At 28.6% G+C, this 16,737-nt stretch carries 28 protein-coding genes and 2 CRISPR repeat arrays; all 28 genes read left to right on the top strand.

The window, feature by feature from the left end:
* Nucleotide 1 precedes the first annotated feature (1 nt).
* The 28 genes from IC175_RS17460 to IC175_RS17330 all read left to right on the top strand — a co-directional run bounded on the left by IC175_RS17460 (nucleotide 2) and on the right by IC175_RS17330 (nucleotide 16,699).
* Nucleotides 2–652, top strand: coding sequence for a hypothetical protein (locus tag IC175_RS17460; protein WP_227851800.1), 651 nt, complete (start codon nucleotides 2–4; stop codon nucleotides 650–652).
* A 21-nt stretch (nucleotides 653–673) separates the two neighbouring features.
* On the top strand, nucleotides 674–868 hold the full coding sequence (locus IC175_RS17455; protein ID WP_227851799.1) for a hypothetical protein: 195 nt from the start codon (nucleotides 674–676) through the stop codon (nucleotides 866–868).
* Nucleotides 869–910: 42 nt separating this feature from the next.
* Nucleotides 911–1,474, top strand: coding sequence for a phage scaffolding protein (locus tag IC175_RS17450; RefSeq protein WP_227851798.1), 564 nt, complete (start codon nucleotides 911–913; stop codon nucleotides 1,472–1,474).
* Nucleotides 1,475–1,485: 11 nt separating this feature from the next.
* Entirely contained in the window at nucleotides 1,486–2,385 is a 900-nt protein-coding gene (locus tag IC175_RS17445; protein WP_227851797.1) for a capsid protein, read from the top strand.
* Nucleotides 2,385–2,618 (top strand): hypothetical protein, encoded by a 234-nt coding sequence (locus tag IC175_RS17440; protein WP_227851796.1) that lies wholly within the window; start codon nucleotides 2,385–2,387, stop codon nucleotides 2,616–2,618. The genes IC175_RS17445 and IC175_RS17440 overlap by 1 nt, the downstream gene beginning before the upstream one ends.
* A 9-nt stretch (nucleotides 2,619–2,627) precedes the next feature.
* Nucleotides 2,628–3,029 (top strand): hypothetical protein, encoded by a 402-nt coding sequence (locus tag IC175_RS17435; protein ID WP_227851795.1) that lies wholly within the window; start codon nucleotides 2,628–2,630, stop codon nucleotides 3,027–3,029.
* Nucleotides 3,023–3,385: a hypothetical protein gene (locus tag IC175_RS17430; protein WP_227851794.1), complete on the top strand. Its 363-nt coding sequence runs from the start codon at nucleotides 3,023–3,025 to the stop codon at nucleotides 3,383–3,385. The genes IC175_RS17435 and IC175_RS17430 overlap by 7 nt, the downstream gene beginning before the upstream one ends.
* Complete coding sequence (locus tag IC175_RS17425; protein WP_227851793.1) at nucleotides 3,385–3,810, top strand: HK97 gp10 family phage protein; 426 nt, start codon at nucleotides 3,385–3,387, stop codon at nucleotides 3,808–3,810. Before IC175_RS17430 ends, IC175_RS17425 begins: the two co-directional genes overlap by 1 nt.
* The gene (locus tag IC175_RS17420) at nucleotides 3,803–4,240 is read left to right on the top strand and encodes a DUF6838 family protein (RefSeq protein WP_227851792.1); all 438 of its coding nucleotides are present in this window, start codon (nucleotides 3,803–3,805) and stop codon (nucleotides 4,238–4,240) included. Before IC175_RS17425 ends, IC175_RS17420 begins: the two co-directional genes overlap by 8 nt.
* Nucleotides 4,224–4,409, top strand: a complete 186-nt coding sequence (locus IC175_RS17415) for a hypothetical protein (protein WP_413927255.1) — start codon at nucleotides 4,224–4,226, stop codon at nucleotides 4,407–4,409. Before IC175_RS17420 ends, IC175_RS17415 begins: the two co-directional genes overlap by 17 nt.
* Nucleotides 4,410–5,720, top strand: a complete 1,311-nt coding sequence (locus IC175_RS17410) for a phage tail sheath family protein (protein WP_227851790.1) — start codon at nucleotides 4,410–4,412, stop codon at nucleotides 5,718–5,720.
* Nucleotides 5,721–5,736: 16 nt separating this feature from the next.
* Nucleotides 5,737–6,210 carry a phage tail tube protein gene (locus IC175_RS17405; protein WP_223195609.1) on the top strand — a complete coding sequence of 158 codons (474 nt, stop codon included), beginning with the start codon at nucleotides 5,737–5,739 and terminating at the stop codon, nucleotides 6,208–6,210.
* Between the two features lie 70 nt (nucleotides 6,211–6,280).
* Complete coding sequence (locus tag IC175_RS17400; RefSeq protein ID WP_227851789.1) at nucleotides 6,281–6,721, top strand: phage tail assembly chaperone; 441 nt, start codon at nucleotides 6,281–6,283, stop codon at nucleotides 6,719–6,721.
* Nucleotides 6,722–7,075: 354 nt separating this feature from the next.
* The gene (locus tag IC175_RS17395; RefSeq protein WP_227851788.1) at nucleotides 7,076–7,330 is read left to right on the top strand and encodes a hypothetical protein; all 255 of its coding nucleotides are present in this window, start codon (nucleotides 7,076–7,078) and stop codon (nucleotides 7,328–7,330) included.
* Between the two features lie 57 nt (nucleotides 7,331–7,387).
* Nucleotides 7,388–7,711, top strand: coding sequence for a DUF6054 family protein (locus IC175_RS17390; RefSeq protein ID WP_227851787.1), 324 nt, complete (start codon nucleotides 7,388–7,390; stop codon nucleotides 7,709–7,711).
* Between the two features lie 267 nt (nucleotides 7,712–7,978).
* Nucleotides 7,979–8,140, top strand: a complete 162-nt coding sequence (locus IC175_RS17385; protein WP_227851786.1) for a type I toxin-antitoxin system toxin — start codon at nucleotides 7,979–7,981, stop codon at nucleotides 8,138–8,140.
* Between the two features lie 277 nt (nucleotides 8,141–8,417).
* Nucleotides 8,418–9,245, top strand: coding sequence for an SHOCT domain-containing protein (locus IC175_RS17380; protein ID WP_227834517.1), 828 nt, complete (start codon nucleotides 8,418–8,420; stop codon nucleotides 9,243–9,245).
* A gap of 149 nt (nucleotides 9,246–9,394) precedes the next feature.
* Nucleotides 9,395–9,583, top strand: a complete 189-nt coding sequence (locus IC175_RS17375; protein WP_227851785.1) for a hypothetical protein — start codon at nucleotides 9,395–9,397, stop codon at nucleotides 9,581–9,583.
* Between the two features lie 120 nt (nucleotides 9,584–9,703).
* On the top strand, nucleotides 9,704–10,519 hold the full coding sequence (locus IC175_RS17370) for a Bro-N domain-containing protein (RefSeq protein ID WP_227851784.1): 816 nt from the start codon (nucleotides 9,704–9,706) through the stop codon (nucleotides 10,517–10,519).
* A gap of 54 nt (nucleotides 10,520–10,573) precedes the next feature.
* The gene (locus IC175_RS17365) at nucleotides 10,574–10,732 is read left to right on the top strand and encodes a hypothetical protein (RefSeq protein ID WP_227851783.1); all 159 of its coding nucleotides are present in this window, start codon (nucleotides 10,574–10,576) and stop codon (nucleotides 10,730–10,732) included.
* 523 nt (nucleotides 10,733–11,255) lie between these two features.
* Nucleotides 11,256–11,423 carry a ribbon-helix-helix protein, CopG family gene (locus IC175_RS17360; protein WP_196377605.1) on the top strand — a complete coding sequence of 56 codons (168 nt, stop codon included), beginning with the start codon at nucleotides 11,256–11,258 and terminating at the stop codon, nucleotides 11,421–11,423.
* Nucleotides 11,424–11,546: 123 nt separating this feature from the next.
* A complete protein-coding gene (locus IC175_RS17355) occupies nucleotides 11,547–12,365 on the top strand; it encodes a toxin Bro (RefSeq protein ID WP_227851782.1) in 819 nt (272 codons plus the stop codon).
* A 54-nt stretch (nucleotides 12,366–12,419) separates the two neighbouring features.
* Entirely contained in the window at nucleotides 12,420–12,578 is a 159-nt protein-coding gene (locus IC175_RS17350) for a hypothetical protein (RefSeq protein ID WP_227851781.1), read from the top strand.
* A gap of 237 nt (nucleotides 12,579–12,815) precedes the next feature.
* A CRISPR array of direct repeats spans nucleotides 12,816–13,172; the repeat unit is 29 nt; unit sequence GTTTTATATTAACTATGTGGTATGTAAAG.
* A 91-nt stretch (nucleotides 13,173–13,263) separates the two neighbouring features.
* Nucleotides 13,264–13,684: direct repeats of the CRISPR family, unit length 29 nt; unit sequence GTTTTATATTAACTATGTGGTATGTAAAG.
* 225 nt (nucleotides 13,685–13,909) lie between these two features.
* Nucleotides 13,910–14,086 (top strand): ribbon-helix-helix protein, CopG family, encoded by a 177-nt coding sequence (locus tag IC175_RS17345; RefSeq protein WP_021360954.1) that lies wholly within the window; start codon nucleotides 13,910–13,912, stop codon nucleotides 14,084–14,086.
* A gap of 126 nt (nucleotides 14,087–14,212) precedes the next feature.
* Nucleotides 14,213–15,055 (top strand): BRO family protein, encoded by an 843-nt coding sequence (locus IC175_RS17340; RefSeq protein WP_227851780.1) that lies wholly within the window; start codon nucleotides 14,213–14,215, stop codon nucleotides 15,053–15,055.
* Nucleotides 15,056–15,114: 59 nt separating this feature from the next.
* A complete protein-coding gene (locus IC175_RS17335; protein WP_227851779.1) occupies nucleotides 15,115–15,273 on the top strand; it encodes a hypothetical protein in 159 nt (52 codons plus the stop codon).
* Between the two features lie 256 nt (nucleotides 15,274–15,529).
* Complete coding sequence (locus IC175_RS19735) at nucleotides 15,530–15,757, top strand: hypothetical protein (protein WP_413927254.1); 228 nt, start codon at nucleotides 15,530–15,532, stop codon at nucleotides 15,755–15,757.
* Nucleotides 15,758–16,129: 372 nt separating this feature from the next.
* Nucleotides 16,130–16,699, top strand: coding sequence for a zinc-ribbon domain-containing protein (locus IC175_RS17330; protein WP_227851778.1), 570 nt, complete (start codon nucleotides 16,130–16,132; stop codon nucleotides 16,697–16,699).
* Nucleotides 16,700–16,737: the final 38 nt, after the last annotated feature.

The raw sequence follows: 16,737 nt of genomic DNA, 5'->3' as shown, positions 1-16,737 counted from the left end.
TATGGCTAAGTTTGTGAAGAAATCAAATAAAATAGAAGCATTTAAATGGATTGGAGATACAAAACAAACAAAGTTACCAACTTGGATAATAAAAGCAATTATGAATCAAGACATTTGGTTTGCAGTTGACAGTAATGAAGATAAAAAACCTATAATGCTTGTAAAAACTATTATAGGCATACACCAAGCTAATATAGGTGATTACATTGTACAAGAAGAAGATGGCGCAATATATACATATAATGCTGAAGAATTTGAGGAATTATATGAAAGAGTTGAATATACTGTAACTATTGAAAATACAACAAACTATGCTGGAAATTTAGAACAAAAGCATAGATGTGTTGATGAAGAAAAGGATGAGGAAAGTAAATTAGAACTTTCAGCTAAGTTGGAGCTAGATACAACAGATTTTGAGAAAAATATAAAAAGTGCTACAAAAGAAATTGATATATTTAACGAAGCAGTGAGAAATTTAGAAGAAAATTTAAATAGAATATTTGGAAAAGAAAAAATTAATGAAACAAAAATAAAAATAAAAAGTCCTGCAAAGCGACTTTCTGATGAGGATTTGAAGTATATAAGAGAGCTAGCATCTAAAGATATAAAAGCACGTTTTGCTAAAGAAGGGAAAACTAAGATAGATTATTAGATAAAAAGGTGGGTGATTTTAATGTGTATATTAACTCAAGTTATAGTTGTAGTTTGTGTAGTACAAATCGTTATTAATTGTATTGCTAATCTTAACGTAGGTATTCTTTGTAATAAATTAAGAAAAGAAAATAAAGCTAATATTGATAAAGTTTCTGATGAAATTTTAAAGAAGGTAAAAGAAGAGCTAAATAAATCATTAGAAAAAAGTCTTTAAGAGGCTTTTTTATTTTGTAAAAAATGAAAGGAGATATTAGAAATGGATTGGATAAAAGAATTACTGGAAGGAATAAAAATCGAGGATAACAAAATTGATGTAGCTTCTCTTCAAAAGTCTATAGAAAAGAAAATAAAAGAGACTACAGTTACTCAAGAAGATTATGTAAATCTTGAAACACAACTTAATACAGCTAATGAAACTATTAAAAAGTTTGAAGGAGGTATGACAAAAGAAGATGTAGAGAATCTAAAAACAACTTATGAAACTGATAAGAAAACTTTAGAAGAAACTTACAAAAAAGAAATTGAAGAAAAAGATTTTAATTATTGGTTAGGCGATGCTTTTAAATCTGTTAAATGTAGGGATGAAATCGCATTGAAAGCTCATTTAGACATAGAAAGCTTAAGAAATAGTAAAGATAGACAAAAGGCTTTTGAAGAACAAATAAATCCTTTGAAACAGGATAAAGATTATTTGTTTAATGCAACGCTAGAAGGTGAAGAACCTAAAATAGATACGATAACACCAGGTCAAGAGCCTAAGATAAATGATTTTGGTTTTAATTTTACTGGGGTAAGACCTCATGAAAATAATAATAAATAGGAGGAAATAAAATGGCAGCACTAAATTATGCAAAAGAATATTCAAATGTTTTAGCACAAGCATATCCTTATACTTTAAACTTCGGGGATTTGTATGCTACAGAAAATAATGGAAGATATAGATGGACTGGGTCTAAAACAATAGAAATACCAACTATATCTACAACTGGAAGGGTAGATTCAAACAGAGATACAATAGCAGTAGCTCAAAGAAACTATGATAATGCTTGGGAACCCAAGGTATTAACTAACCAAAGAAAATGGTCAACATTAGTTCATCCAGCGGATATTGACCAAACTAATTATGTAGCTTCAATAGGTAATATAACTCAAGTATACAATGAAGAACAAAAATTCCCTGAGATGGATGCTTACTGCATATCTAAAATATATGCAGACTGGACGGCTCTAGGTAACACAGCAGAGACAACCTCTCTTACAACAGCAAATATCTTAGAGGTTTTTGATAAGTTAATGGAAAAAATGACAGAAGCTAGAGTACCTGCTGTTGGAAGAATATTATATGTTACACCAGGAGTTGACACTTTAATCAAGAATGCAAAAGAGATACAAAGAACTGTAAATATAAAAGATGGAGGGACTTCTCTTAATCGTCAAACAACTGATATTGATTCAGTTAAGATAGTTAAAGTGCCATCTAATCTTATGAAAACAGTATATGACTTTACTACTGGATGGAAAGCAGGTGCAGGAGCTAAGCAAATATTTATGTCTTTAATACATCCAAGTTCAATAATTACACCAGTTTCTTATCAATTTTCTACATTAGATGAGCCAAGGGCAGTAACAGAAGGAAAATACTTGTATTTTGAAGAAAGTTTTGAGGATGTATTTATATTAAATAAAAAAGCTGATGATATACAATTTGTTGTTGAAGGAGCTGGAGCATAATGGCACAAGTAAGGAAATTAAATAGAATATTAACTATAGAAGAATGTAAAATAGATGATTTCTTAGAGATGGGATATGATTTGATAGATGAAACTGGTAAGGCAGTAAAGTATGGCAAGTCATTAAATGTAAAAGATTTGGTAGCTGAAAATAATATTTTAAGAAATAAAGTTGAATCTTTAGAAGAAGAAAATAAGCAGCTTAAAGAGAAAAATAAGCTTACTAAAAAGTAGGTGAAAGTTATGGAAAATAATATAATTGATGATATAGAAAAAAGACTTGAAAGCTTTGAATATACATTAAAAGACGGAGATAAGTGGTTAATAGGTTTTGTTAAAGAAAAGATAGAGAATATAATTAAACTTGATTGCAACATAAATGAAATTCCAAAAAAATTAAAAAATATTGAAATAGATATGATAGTTGGAGAATTTCTATTTACTAAGAAAAATATGGGTCAATTAGATATAGAAAGTCTTAATTTTGAATCTGTAGAAAAGTCTATATCAGAAGGTGATACGAAGGTAGATTTTGCTATAGGAAGTGGCTCACAAACTCCCGAACAACGCTTTGATACTCTTGTAGCCTACCTTACTTCTTATGGTAAGAATAAAATATTAACTTTTAGGTGCTTAAGATGGTAAATAAATCAAGGAAAGCAATAGAATTGTTATATAGAGATAAATGTACTATAGCAGAATATCAACCAGTCAAAGACCCTATTACAAAACGAACTAACAATAAAGAAGTAGTTGTATTAGAAAATCAACCTTGTAAGCTTTCATATAAGAATATTACTTCTACAGAACAGGGAAAAGTAGCTAAGCTAGAGCAAACAATTAAACTCTTTATATCTCCAAATATAAGCGTTAAAGCAGGTTCAAAGCTTATTATAACTAATCAAAATAATGTTACAAAAGAGTATGTAAGAAGTGGAGAATCTGCTATATACCCAAATCATCAAGAGGTAATATTGGAATTACTAGAGGATAAAGCATAATGGGTAGAGGTGGAAGTGTTGATTTTAAAGAATTGAAAAAGTTGCAAAGAAATCTACAAAGGTTGGAAGAGAGTCAACTCGATAAGTTTTGCAGAGACTGTGCAAAAGAGTTAGCAGCAAGATTAATTGGTAAAGCTATAAAACGTACGCCAGTTGACACAGGAGTGTTACGACAAGGTTGGAATGGTGTAGCTTATGCAAGGTCACTTCCAGTCATTAAAGCTGGAGATACTTACATTATAGAAATTATTAACCCCATTAAATATGCCAGTTTTATTGAATACGGACATAGAACTAGAAATCATAAAGGTTGGGTTAAAGGTAGATATATGATGACTATTTCAGTACAAGAATTAAGAGGTCAAGTAGATGCAATAATAGAGAAAAAATTAATGATTTTATTAAAGAAGGTATTTGATGATTAATAATATAATTGATGGAATATCAGTAAAATTAGATAAGTCATTTGGAGATAGTTACACAATTTACAGTGAAGATGTAGAGCAAGGTATAAATGAACCTTGTTTTTTTATTGTTCCTATAAATTCAAGTAAAACATCATATCCAAGTGGTAGAGAGTTGAAGAAAAATTCATTTGATGTACACTATTTTCCAAAAAGCAATGATAAATCATTTGAGATAAATGAGATAGCTGAAATGCTACTAGAAGAATTAGAGTATATAAATGTGAATGAAGATTTAGTCAGAGGTACAAATATGAACTATGAAATTATAGATAATGTACTTCATTTCTTTGTTGATTATAACTATTTCACTATGAAAAGTAATAATACAGAAAAAATGAGTGATGTTGAATTGTTTGGTGGATTAAAGAGAGGTGATAAACTTGAGTAAAACATTAAGTAAAGAAGATAATTATAAGTTTACCAAGGAGCAAATAGTTAATTCTAAAAAGTATGTAAATAGAAAAGACTTATTAAATGCAATTTTAAAAGAAGATGAATTATATTCCTTCTCAGAGGTAGAGGAAATAATAGATAAATTTATGAAAGGAGTGAGTTAGATGGCTTTAGGTGGAGGAACATTTATAACACAAAATAAGGTACTACCTGGTGCTTATATAAACTTTATCTCAGCTAAGAGGGCAACCAGTTCGCTTAGTGATAGAGGTATTGTAGCAATGCCACTTGAACTTGATTGGGGTATTGATGAAGAAGTATTTCAAGTGACTAGCGATGATTTTGAGAAATATTCAACTAAGTATTTTGGATATGATTACACTCATGAGAAGCTGAGAGGATTGAGAGATTTATTCAAAAATATAAGGCTAGGATATTTCTATAAACTAAATAAAGGTATTAAAGCTAGTTGTAGTATTGCTATAGCGAAGTATAGTGGAATAAGAGGTAATGACTTAAAGGTAATAGTAACAACCAATGTTGATGATAACACTAAGTTTGATGTTGTAACATTTTTAGATAATAAGAAGGTAGATACTCAAATAGCTAAAGTGATTACAGATTTAGAAGATAATGATTATGTCATTTGGAAAAAGGATGCAATACTAGAAGCAAGTGCAGGGTTAGTATTTACAAATGGGACTAATGGAGAAGCAGTTACAGGAGCAGAATACCAAGCTTTCTTAGATAAAATAGAAAGCTATTCATTTAATGCTTTAGGATGTTTGGCAACAACGACAGAGATTAAAAGTTTGTTTGTAGAGTTTACAAAGAGAATGAGAGATAAGGTAGGAGCTAAGTTCCAAACAGTACTATATAAGAAAAGTGATACAGATTATGAAGGTGTAGTGTCTGTAGAAAATAAGATTAAAGATAAAGATTTAGTTGAATCTAGCTTGATTTATTGGGCTACTGGAGCAATAGCAGGATGTGATATAAATAAATCTAACACTAACAAGCGATATGATGGCGAGTTTGATGTTGATGTTAATTACACTCAAATACAACTTGAAGAAGCTTTAAAAACTGGTAAGTTTATATTCCATAAAGTAGGTGACGAAGTTCATGTGTTAGAGGATATAAATACTTTTGTCAGCTTTACAGATGATAAAAATGACGATTTTTCGAGCAATCAAAGTGTTAGAGTACTTGACCAAATCGCTAATGATATTGCAACTTTATTTAACGATAAATATCTTGGTAAAGTGCCTAACGATAAGGCTGGTCGTATCTCGTTTTGGAATGATGTAGTAAAACATCATAAGGAATTAGAAAATATAAGGGCAATAGAAGATTTTAAAACTGATGATGTATCTGTAGAACTTGGAAATGATAAGAAAACAGTTATAGTGAGTGATGCGGTTAAGGTTATTAATGCTATGAGCAAGCTTTATATGACTGTTTCAGTAAGTTAGAGGAGAGTGTTAAAAAATGAGTAATATTACTATGAATTCAAAAGATGCAATAAGTGCATCATTAGCAGAGTGTTTTGTAACAATAGAAGGTAAGAGATATCATCTTATGCAATGTATAAAGGTAGAAGCAAAGTTTGAAAAAACTAAAAGTGAGATACCAATCCTAGGAAGAACAGGAAAAGGGAATAAGACTACAGGCTGGAAAGGAACTGGAAGTGCAACCATTCATTATAATACTTCTATATTTAGAAAGCTTATGCTTAGGTATAAGGAAACTGGAGAAGATGTATATTTTGATATGCAAATTACTAATGAAGACCCCACATCAAGCGTTGGAAGACAAACCATTATATTAAAAGAGTGTAACATGGATGGGGGAATATTAGCTACATTTGATGCTGATAGTGAATATTTAGAGGAAGATATAGATTTCACTTTTGATGATTTTGATATGCCAGAGGAATTTAAAATATTATTAGGTATGGAGTAAGATACACATTTATAAATTATGGATGTGTATTTTTTATGTAAAAAATAAAATAAGAGGAGATTAGGATAATATGAGTAATTTAAGTGCTTTTTTAAGTCAAAATGCAATAAAAAATGAGAATGTAATGTATGTGGCAAGCGATAGATTTTTAGATGAAGAAGGAAAACCGGTTGAATGGGAATTAAGAGTTTTATCTTCTGAGGAAGATGAAGTATTAAGAAGAAATTGTACTAAAAGGGTGAAAGTTGTAGGCAATAATGGAAAACATACAGGACAATACACTAGTGAAATTGACTACAACAGTTATGTAGCTGAATTATGTGTAGCATCAACAGTATTTCCTGACTTAAAGGATGCAGAGTTACAAAATAGTTATGGAGTAATGGGAGAAGCTCAGCTATTAAAAACAATGCTTACAGCAGGTGAGTATGTAAATTATACAGTAAAAGTAAATGAAGTCAATGGATTTGATACAACATTTGAAGATAAAGTAGAAGAAGCAAAAAACTAATTAGGGGTGGCGATTTTGATGCTAGTATAACTCATTATTGTATTCAAAAATTAAAGTGGAAACCTAGTGAATATTTGAATTTAGAAGTTAATGAGAGAGCATTAGCAGCCGCCTCGATACTGGTTAAAATAGAAGACGAGGAAGAAGCAATGAAAGAAGCTGAAAGAGAGAAAAAGAGGGGGCGAAGAAGGTAGAACTTAAAGCTAAAGATTAAATTGGTATAGTCACATTACTAATATATGAAAGTGTTACAATTTTGGAAATAGATGGATATATATGTTGTATAGTATAATGTAGATAATATATCATTAAGTAAAAAATAACAAATAAATCTAAATTATGAGAGGTGTATTTATGGAAAATAAAGATATTAAACTTACAATATGTATATTTGCTTTTGTAATTGGAATAATAGTGTTATTTTGCTGTATAGGCTTAGGGCAATTTAATATAGATTGTATTATGCGACAAAATGGTGGAACAATGGATACCAACCAATACAATATATATTTAGAACAATCTATTTCACAATATAGAAATCTTGGTTCTATATTGGCTTTATTAGGAGGAATAGGAATACTATTTGATAAAAGTGTTAGAAAACACTAAAGAAGTACATTTTTATTAAGATAAAAATTAATCTTTATTTAGGATGTGATGAATGATATGGCAAAAGAAGTATTTACTGTAAAAATGACACCATTAGAAGCTCACAATATTATAAAAGAAAATTTTGATGCAGATTTAGTTTCTGTCGATATTTATAATTTGAAAAATGATAAGTCTATAATAGTTACAATCTTTGAAAAATACTATGCAAGAAGCAATAGTGATGCAGGTTTGGTAGTGATTTGTGAAAATATTACAGGAAAAACACTTGTTAAAATCACCTCAACTGGTAGTGCAATTGGGTTATTTAAGATTGATTGGGGAACAGGTGATAATTTGATTAAAAGAATAAAAAAAATACTTATTGATTATATTATTTAATTGTTTTATGTAGATACTTTTAGGTTGGTATGGAATTCGTACTAACCTATTAATTAATCATTAAAACTAAATAAACACAGAAAGCACTTATTTTTATAGTAGGTGCTTTTTATTGAAAAGATAGAAAATAAAAAGTAATAAATAGGAAAAATGTGTAAGTAATATATGTTATAATAATTGTAGCAAGAAGATGTAATCTACAATTTATAGAGTGGAGTTCATGTATCAAAAATTATCCTCCCAACATTAAGAAGGGAGGTGTGATATATGGATAATTTTTTTAAAGGAGTACTAGAAAGGCTATTTGCTAGTTTAATAGTCGGTTTAGTTAGTAATCTATTTAAGAAAAATAAAAAACCACTCAAAGCTGGAACTAAGAGTGGTTGGGAACTTGATTTTAAAATAAAGTTCCATAAATTTAAAAAATAAACTCTGTTTATTATGAACTCCACTCTACTACCAATAGATTGTAGTTCTTCTTGCTTTTATTATACCACAATAAAAAAATTTTAACATTAATTATTATCAGTTTTGACAATAATTAATGTTAATTTTTATAAACAATGATAATGAATCTAAATTAATGAATAAATTCAATTGTAAAAAATGTAAATAAGAAAGCACTTACTTAAATGGTAGGTGCTTTTATTTTACCAAATTATGCTATAATATTGTGTGAGATGAGTAATTTGTGGGGGATTTTATTATGTCAGCGATAATAATAGCAATAATATTAATGTTATTAGGTATAATTATATTTATAGGATTTATGCCAGGAAGTTTGGTGCTTTTGGCATCATTGATAATTCTTTATTTTGTTAGAAAAAAACAAAGAGTGATGTGTATTATATCTTATATGTTTCTTATTTTTACAATATATTTATATGCAGTTTGGGAAGATATAAGCCCATATACAGAAGAAAAGATGGCTATTTTAGAGGAACAACAAAAGAAAGAAGAATCAGAAAAAGAAATTGAAAGAATCAGAAAACAAGAAGAAATAGATAAAGAAAAAAGGGAGAAAAAATATGGAAAAAAAATCTCAGTAGAGGAGTTAAAAGCAAAATTAGAAGAATTAGTACCTCAAGAATATAAGGGTAGTCACTATAAAGTTGATGTAGTTGAGTCTGGGCTTACTCAATTTTATTTAACAGTACAAAATGAAAAATTTGAAAATACTAAAGAATGTCAACTATTCATAAAATATATAACAGAAGAATTAAAGGATTTTAAGATAGATTGTTGCACTTTTGAATTTTACACTAAAGATGATGGAGGTAGGTATAATAGGATTTATATTCAGTACTATAGAAAAGTACAAACTGGTGAAAAATCTGCATTAGATTTACATCTTAGTGAAAGTGATATTATGACTGATGAAGAGATTCAAAAAGGTATAGATGAGGCTGAAAAGAAAAAGTATCAGAGTTATGTAGACCCACTAGACCAAATAAAAAAACTAAAAGAGTTATTAGATTCAGGAGCAATTACACAGGAAGAATATAATAAAAAGAAAAAGGAATTATTAGAATAGATAATATAGTAAGCACTTACTTTTTGGTAGGTGCTTTTGTTTTGCTTAAATTTGGTCGGTTGAGTAAAATAATTAGAAAAAATTAGTAAAAACTCTTGAAAAGTTTCGCGATACAATGTATAATTATATTATCGCGATACAGAAAAGAGGTGAAAGTTATTACTGATAGCAGTAGAGCAGATTACTTCAAGCAAAGACGACAGAATAAAAAAACTTTTAGTGTTCTGTTAGATAGAGAGAAAGTAGAAAAAATTGAAGAACATTTAAAAAAGCAGAACAAAACTAAAACAGTTTGGCTTGAAGAAAAGATTAATGAAGAGTTAGAAAAAGAGGAATAAAAAATAAGAGACGTTCGCCCCGACCAAGTTTGAACATCCCTTATTGACGTATACTATACATCAACTAGTTATAGTATACGTCATTCCTTGGAAAAAATCAATTTTAAGGAGTGTAAAATTATGAAAAATGAATTAATGAATTTTGAAGGAAAAGAGATTGAAGTATTCGAATTTGAAGGAAGAATTTTATTCAACTCAAAAGATGTAGCAAACTGTTTAGATATAAAAAATGTTAATGAGAATATAAGACTTATGAATGAAAAGCAAGTTGTAAAGTTAAGAAATTCGGATATCAGTAATACTGACATCCGAAAACTTAATAATGCTGGAGAAAATTTTCTTACTGAAAGTGGAGTGTATAAATTAATCTTTAAATCAAGAAAAGAAGAAGCAGAAAAGTTTCAAGATTGGATAAGTGATGAAGTACTACCTCAGATTCGACAAACTGGTGCATACATAACTGATAATGCTAACCCCGAAAAACTAAGAGAAAAAGCAAGTGAGATTGAAAAATTACAACTAGCTTATAATAGTACATCTATGTTAAAAGAATTACTAGATGGAGCAGGTTTTGATAACAAATCTAAATTACTAACAGCAAAGACATTGTACAAGAAAGCAGGAATTGATTTACCAATTGAGATAAACGAAGAAGAACATTATTTTGATACAAAGCAAATAGCATCTAAACTGAAAATATATTCTAAGAGTAATAAGCCAGCTCAGATGGCTGTTTGTGAGATTATTAAAAAGATAAAATTAGAAGAAAACGAAGTTAAGGGAGTTTGGGAAACTAATGGAAGTTGGACTGGTACTGTAAATAAATATACACAAAGTGTAATAGATAAGGTTAAGTGTTGGATAGAGGAGAATAATAGACCTACTAAGATTGCAGGTGAAAAGAAGAATTTCCATGTGGTTTATAAGATTGAGTAAATTCTATTGTATTAAATAATTTAATTTATTTTAGTTTTGAGGGGGATTAATACAATGTATGAGAATTTACTTGATATGGATAGGATAGAACTTATTAAAGAACTTGGAAGTATCTTTGAAAAGATGAAAAATGAAAATCCAGAAAGATTTTATAGATTTGTAAATTTAGTGAAAGAAGAAGTTAGGAAATTAGAAGAGAAAGAGAATAAATAACATAGATAAAGCACTTGGATATTACATAGTTTCAAGTGCTTTGTTTGGTATAAAATGGTATAATAGAAGTAAGAGTTATATTAACAATGTGGTATGTAAATGGAGTAAACATAAATACTTTTGGTCATGGTTACACAGTTTTATATTAACTAAGTGGTATGTAAAGTTCATTGTTGGCACTATATGAGTACCATTTTTACTAATTTTATATTAACTAAGTGGTATGTAAAGACTAAAACATATTTAGTACTACCTTTTTTCTTAACTCATTTTATATTAACTATGTGGTATGTAAAGTTTTCTAAAGTATCATCTTCCACAATAACATATAAAGTTTTATATTAACTATGTGGATTCAAAATTAAATAGAAAAAAGAAAGCACTTACTTTTATGGTAGGTGCTTTTGTTTTGCTCAAATTTGGTCGGTTGAGTAGAATAATTAGAAAAAATTGGATATATCATTGACTTTTGTCTGCCGAAACTATATAATATAATTAAGGCAGACAAAAGTGAGGTGAAGATATGCCAAGTAAAAAAATAGGTAGACCTACAGATAATCCCAAAGGCAGTAGAATAACTATAAGATTGGATGAAGAATCTAAAAATATTCTAGAAAAATATTGCGAAAAAGAAAATATAGACAAAGCCGAAGGAGTTAGAAGAGGTATAAAACTACTAAAAGACAAATAAAAAGTAGCCCAACCGCCGACCAAAGCAAAATGGACTACTTAACCTAGAGTTATCTCTATATGAAATATTCTATCATGTAAAGATAACTCTTTCAAGATAATAAATAGAAAGGGTGATTTTTGTATGAATAATGAACTAATGAATTTTGAAAATAATGAATTAGGAATAAAAGTGAGAACTATTAAATATGAAGATGGAAGTATAGGAATTAATGCAGAAGACACAGCTAGAGGATTTGGGTGGATTACCATTGCCACAAGTGGCAACGAAACAATTAGATGGTCAAGAATGAATGAATATTGTAAAGATTTTGGTTTCCTCAACTTGTTGGGGAAAGATGATTATATACCTGAATCATTATTTTATCTTTTAGGTATGAAAGCTAAAAATGAAACAGCAGTAAAATTTCAAACATGGTTAGCAGTAGATGTACTACCATCAATAAGACAAACAGGTGCATACATAACTAATAACGCTGACCCTCAAGCATTAAGAGAAAAAGCAAATGAAATAGAAAGTCTAGATACAGTTAACAAGACTATAGAAATACTAACACCATTCTTAAATGGTGCTGGAATAGATGAAAAAGCAAAGTTACTTACAGCAAAAACTATCTATAAAAAGGCAGGAATAGAGTTACCTCTTGAAATAGAAGAAAAGGAACATTTCTTTGACACAGTACAAATAGCAACTAAGTTAAATATTTATTCTAAGTCTAATAAACCTGCGTTTCATGCAGTAGGTGAAATTATTAAGAAGTTAAATATACAAGATAATGAAAAATTAGTAGTATTGGAAAGTAAAAAAGGTTGGAGTGGAAGTGTAAATAAGTATTCAGAAAGTTTAATAGATAAAATAAGAAATTGGATAGAGGAAAATAATAGACCTGCTAAGATACAAGGTGAGAAGAAGAATTATCATGTGGTTTATAAGATTGAGTAAATTCTATTGTATTAAATAATTTAATTTATTTTAGTTTTGAGGGGGATTAATACAATGTATGAGAATTTACTTGATATGGATAGGATAGAACTTATTAAAGAACTTGGAAGTATCTTTGAAAAGATGAAAAATGAAAATCCAGAAAGATTTTATAGATTTGTAAATTTAGTGAAAGAAGAAGGTAGGAAATCAGAAGAAAAAGAGAATAAATAATATAGATAAAGCACTTGGATATTCTGTTGTTTCAAGTGCTTTATATGTTAAAAAATGGTATAATATAGGTAAGAGTTTTGCAGTGTTCGATTTTTATGTTTAAGTATGGTTTAACAATTGGAATACAAGGCATTGATAAGGGTTGATAAGTGTTATCAATTGCAAGACTATCCGCACACTGCAAATTTGAGAGAGTTTTATGTGTGTAGGTATTGAAAATGCTAAGTTTATTTTGGGGTTTTATATTAACTATGTGGTATGTAAAGCCATTATACATTGTTTCAAGCTTCTTTTGTACTTCTATTTTATATTAACTATGTGGTATGTAAAGTTAAATGTCCATTCTAATTGAATATCTGTAAATAATCATTTTATATTAACTATGTGGTATGTAAAGCCTTTTTACAAAGTACACCAATTAGGAAATATTTTAATTTTATATTAACTATGTGGTATGTAAAGAGATTATTAAGCGGATTTTGTTTATTCTACAAATCATATTTTATATTAACTAAGTGGTATGTAAAGGCAAAAGCACTTTCAAACTCAATAGCTGATTTTGCACATTTTATATTAACAATGTGGTATGTAAATTCAAATATAAAAGACTTTACATCTTTGCCATCGATTGGTTAAATGGCATGTAAGTCAGCATTCTAAGTGGGTGGTAAAACACCATATACCTCGTTTTATATTAACAATGTGGTATGTAAAGCAATTCTATAAAAATGCTTTTGGGAGGATAAAACGTATTTTATATTAACTAAGTGGTATGTAAAGAATAAAGTTTTAAGTTGTCTCAAATCATTTTTTATTGTTTTATATTAACTATGTGGTATGTAAAGATTATTTATGGAGTGGTGGCAGCAATTGCGATATAGTTTTATATTAACTATGTGGTATGTAAAGGAGGTTTTATCTTTAAAATTAAATTTTATCTATTTAGTTTTATATTAACTATGTGGTATGTAAAGGCTTATACTTCTCAAATATGTTCAGAATGTGGTCATGATTTTATATTAACTAAGTGGTATGTAAAGTATAATGAAAACTTAATAGATGAGATAGTATTAAGTAGTTTTATATTAACTAAGTGGTATGTAAAGAGAGAATAAAAAGAATAACACACTACACAATACTTGATTTTATATTAACTATGTGGATTCAAAATTAAATAGAAAAAGAAAGCACTTACTTTTGTGGTAGGTGCTTTTGTTTTGCTCAAAATTGGTCGGTTGAGTAAAGTAATTAGAAAAAATTGGATATTTAATTGACTTTTGTTGCTACATAAATTATAATATAATTGTAGCAACAAAAGTGAGGTGAAATAAATGCCACAAAAAAAGATGGGTCGTCCAACAGAAAGTGTAAAAGATACTATGATTAGAGTAAGAGCTGATAAAGATACTATTGATAAGTTAGATGAATGTGTAAATTTATTAGATAGTAATCGTTCTGAAATAATAAGAAAAGGTATAGACAAAATATATGATGACCTAAAAAAATAACAAAAATAGAGTGTTCGCCCGACCAAGTTTGAACACTCTATTTCCCACAAAGAAGTTAGTACTTCTATATGAAATATTCTATCATATAGAGAAACTTCTTTCAAACTAATTTGAGGAGGAATTTATATGAAAACTAATTTAGAATTAATCAAATCAGAAAATTTTGGAGAAGTCGAATGTAATTTTTATGAAAATGATACTAAAGATATATTAATGACTAGAGACCAAATAGGAATGGCTTTAGAGTATACAGAACCAAGGATAGCTATAAGTAAAATACATGAACGTAACAAAGATAGACTTGATAAATTTTCAACTGTAGTCAAGTTGGTTACAGTTGAAGGGAATAGAGAAGTATTAAGAGATACTATAGTTTATAATACAAAAGGAGTAATGGAAATATGTCGTTTTAGTAGACAGCCAAAGGCTGATACTTTTATGGATTGGGTTTGGGATGTAGTAGAATCTATATTCAAGACTGGTGCATACATAACTGATAATGCTAACCCCGAAAAACTAAGAGAAAAAGCAAGTGAGCTTGAAAAACTGCAACTGGCTTATAATAGTACATCTATGTTAAAAGAATTACTAGACAATGCAGGCTTTGACAATAAATCAAAACTATTAACAGCTAAAACATTATATAAAAAGGCAGGCATTGATTTACCAATCGAGATAGATGAAGAAGAACATTATTTTGATACAAAGCAAATAGCATCTAAATTGAAAATATATTCTAAGAGTAATAAGCCAGCACAGATGGCTGTTTGTGAAATTATTAAAAAGATAAAATTAGAAGAAAATGAAGTAAAAGGAGTTTGGGAGACTAATGGAAGTTGGACTGGTACTGTAAATAAGTATACAGAAAGTGTAATAGAGAAGGTTAAGTGTTGGATAGATGATAATAATAAGCCTACTAAGATACAAGGTGAGAAGAAGAATTATCATGTGGTTTATAAGATTGAGTAAATGATATTGTATTAAATAATTTAGTTTAGTTTATTTTAGTTTTGAGGGGGATTAATACAATGTGTGAGAATTTACTTAATAATATTTATATTGAAAAGAGAAAAGAAGAATATAGAATTAAACTTTTGAAAATAAGAGAAACAGATATAGATATATATAATAAGATAGAAAGTATAGTATATAAACTTTCTGAGAAAAAATTAGAGAAAAATAAGTAAAATAATATGGATAAAGCACTTGGATATTATGTTGTTTCAAGTGCTTTATATGTTAAAAAATGGTATAATATAGGTAAGAGTTTTGCAGTAAGCGATTTTTCTACTCAAGTATGCTTTAACAGTTGAAATACAAGGTACTGAGAAGGTTTGATAAGTGTTATCAATTGCACGACTATCCGCACACTGCAAATTTGAGAGAGTTGTATATGTGTAAGTATTGAAAATGCTAAGTTTATTTTGGGGTTTTATATTAACTATGTGGTATGTAAAGGTATTTGCACATGCTACGCCTGTATTACCAGATCCAAGTTTTATATTAACTATGTGGTATGTAAAGCATTGTAAAATTCTTACTTCTTGTTTTTTAGTTAAGGGTTTTATATTAACTATGTGGTATGTAAAGGCTATTTCGTCTTGTAACTTAAATTCAGTACTTGCAGATTTTATATTAACTATGTGGTATGTAAAGACCTCGATAGAGTAATATTTTTGCTGAATTGGGCTATATTTTATATTAACTATGTGGTATGTAAAATATTTAAATACTTGACTAATTACCTGTTCTCCACTAATTTTATATTAACTATGTGGTATGTAAAGGGTATTTTATTTAACAAGTCAACAAGCTTATTCACTCATTTTATATTAACTAAGTGGTATGTAAATGAGAAAGTTGTACTGGAGTGAATGGGATATAAAGGTTTTATATTAACTATGTGGATTTAAAATTAAAAATACTAAAAACACTTACTTTAAATAGTAGGTGCTTTTTTATTGAAAGGATGTGATTATAATGTAAAAATTTTACGTATATAGTATAATAATCTTATAAAATTATATTGGGGGATATTGTACTATGAACGATACATTAGAATATATATTTTGTAGTGAATGTGGCACGAAATGTCTGAAAGAAAGTAAATTTTGCAGTCAATGTGGAACAAAAATATTTGATATAAAAATTGCAGATGAAAGTATCATTGAAGAAAAAGAATATGATTTAAAAGGTGTTAATTTACAACATGTAATGCAGGAAACAAGTTTTATAAAAGCATCCTCTATCAGAAGGTTGAAGGAATTAACTGGAATAGATTTAGAAGACTGTAGAAAAATACTTGAAGAACCATATCGAAAGTATTATAATGAAAATTCTGACATACTTGAAGAAAAAAGAAAAAAAGAAGATGATATGTCTAAAATTAGAAGAGCTAAAGAGGAAAAAATAGAAAAGGAAAAAGTAGTTTGTTGCCCTAAGTGTGGTTCAACATCCTTGACAGCTCAAAAAAAAGGTTTTGGTATAGGGAAAGCAATGGTAGGAGCTAGTTTAACTGGTGGTATAGGTCTAGTTGCAGGAAATATAGGAGCAAAGAAAGTTAGGATTACATGTCTAAACTGTGGGAAACAGTTTTGGGCAGGCAAAAAATAGATATTAAAAATAAAACACTTACTTATGTAGGTGTTTTT

This window comes from Clostridioides sp. ES-S-0123-01 (assembly GCF_020658415.1).
Taxonomy (GTDB): domain Bacteria; phylum Bacillota; class Clostridia; order Peptostreptococcales; family Peptostreptococcaceae; genus Clostridioides.
Note: the sequence above shows the minus strand (reverse complement) of the source record. Positions and strands in the feature narration are given on the sequence as shown.

What these genes read in the sequence shown, in the direction of transcription:
- IC175_RS17380 (WP_227834517.1), top strand. Translation starts at nt 8,418, where the DNA reads ATGTCAGCGATAATAATAGCAATAATATTAATGTTATTAGGTATAATT.
- IC175_RS19735 (WP_413927254.1), top strand. Translation starts at nt 15,530, where the DNA reads ATGTGGTATGTAAAGGTATTTGCACATGCTACGCCTGTATTACCAGAT.
- IC175_RS17430 (WP_227851794.1), top strand. Translation starts at nt 3,023, where the DNA reads ATGGTAAATAAATCAAGGAAAGCAATAGAATTGTTATATAGAGATAAA.
- IC175_RS17360 (WP_196377605.1), top strand. Translation starts at nt 11,256, where the DNA reads ATGCCAAGTAAAAAAATAGGTAGACCTACAGATAATCCCAAAGGCAGT.
- IC175_RS17400 (WP_227851789.1), top strand. Translation starts at nt 6,281, where the DNA reads ATGAGTAATTTAAGTGCTTTTTTAAGTCAAAATGCAATAAAAAATGAG.
- IC175_RS17370 (WP_227851784.1), top strand. Translation starts at nt 9,704, where the DNA reads ATGAAAAATGAATTAATGAATTTTGAAGGAAAAGAGATTGAAGTATTC.
- IC175_RS17330 (WP_227851778.1), top strand. Translation starts at nt 16,130, where the DNA reads ATGAACGATACATTAGAATATATATTTTGTAGTGAATGTGGCACGAAA.
- IC175_RS17440 (WP_227851796.1), top strand. Translation starts at nt 2,385, where the DNA reads ATGGCACAAGTAAGGAAATTAAATAGAATATTAACTATAGAAGAATGT.
- IC175_RS17410 (WP_227851790.1), top strand. Translation starts at nt 4,410, where the DNA reads ATGGCTTTAGGTGGAGGAACATTTATAACACAAAATAAGGTACTACCT.
- IC175_RS17340 (WP_227851780.1), top strand. Translation starts at nt 14,213, where the DNA reads ATGAAAACTAATTTAGAATTAATCAAATCAGAAAATTTTGGAGAAGTC.
- IC175_RS17345 (WP_021360954.1), top strand. Translation starts at nt 13,910, where the DNA reads ATGCCACAAAAAAAGATGGGTCGTCCAACAGAAAGTGTAAAAGATACT.
- IC175_RS17355 (WP_227851782.1), top strand. Translation starts at nt 11,547, where the DNA reads ATGAATAATGAACTAATGAATTTTGAAAATAATGAATTAGGAATAAAA.
- IC175_RS17365 (WP_227851783.1), top strand. Translation starts at nt 10,574, where the DNA reads ATGTATGAGAATTTACTTGATATGGATAGGATAGAACTTATTAAAGAA.
- IC175_RS17460 (WP_227851800.1), top strand. Translation starts at nt 2, where the DNA reads ATGGCTAAGTTTGTGAAGAAATCAAATAAAATAGAAGCATTTAAATGG.
- IC175_RS17455 (WP_227851799.1), top strand. Translation starts at nt 674, where the DNA reads ATGTGTATATTAACTCAAGTTATAGTTGTAGTTTGTGTAGTACAAATC.
- IC175_RS17405 (WP_223195609.1), top strand. Translation starts at nt 5,737, where the DNA reads ATGAGTAATATTACTATGAATTCAAAAGATGCAATAAGTGCATCATTA.
- IC175_RS17420 (WP_227851792.1), top strand. Translation starts at nt 3,803, where the DNA reads ATGATTAATAATATAATTGATGGAATATCAGTAAAATTAGATAAGTCA.
- IC175_RS17445 (WP_227851797.1), top strand. Translation starts at nt 1,486, where the DNA reads ATGGCAGCACTAAATTATGCAAAAGAATATTCAAATGTTTTAGCACAA.
- IC175_RS17425 (WP_227851793.1), top strand. Translation starts at nt 3,385, where the DNA reads ATGGGTAGAGGTGGAAGTGTTGATTTTAAAGAATTGAAAAAGTTGCAA.
- IC175_RS17390 (WP_227851787.1), top strand. Translation starts at nt 7,388, where the DNA reads ATGGCAAAAGAAGTATTTACTGTAAAAATGACACCATTAGAAGCTCAC.
- IC175_RS17450 (WP_227851798.1), top strand. Translation starts at nt 911, where the DNA reads ATGGATTGGATAAAAGAATTACTGGAAGGAATAAAAATCGAGGATAAC.
- IC175_RS17335 (WP_227851779.1), top strand. Translation starts at nt 15,115, where the DNA reads ATGTGTGAGAATTTACTTAATAATATTTATATTGAAAAGAGAAAAGAA.
- IC175_RS17385 (WP_227851786.1), top strand. Translation starts at nt 7,979, where the DNA reads ATGGATAATTTTTTTAAAGGAGTACTAGAAAGGCTATTTGCTAGTTTA.
- IC175_RS17395 (WP_227851788.1), top strand. Translation starts at nt 7,076, where the DNA reads ATGGAAAATAAAGATATTAAACTTACAATATGTATATTTGCTTTTGTA.
- IC175_RS17350 (WP_227851781.1), top strand. Translation starts at nt 12,420, where the DNA reads ATGTATGAGAATTTACTTGATATGGATAGGATAGAACTTATTAAAGAA.
- IC175_RS17435 (WP_227851795.1), top strand. Translation starts at nt 2,628, where the DNA reads ATGGAAAATAATATAATTGATGATATAGAAAAAAGACTTGAAAGCTTT.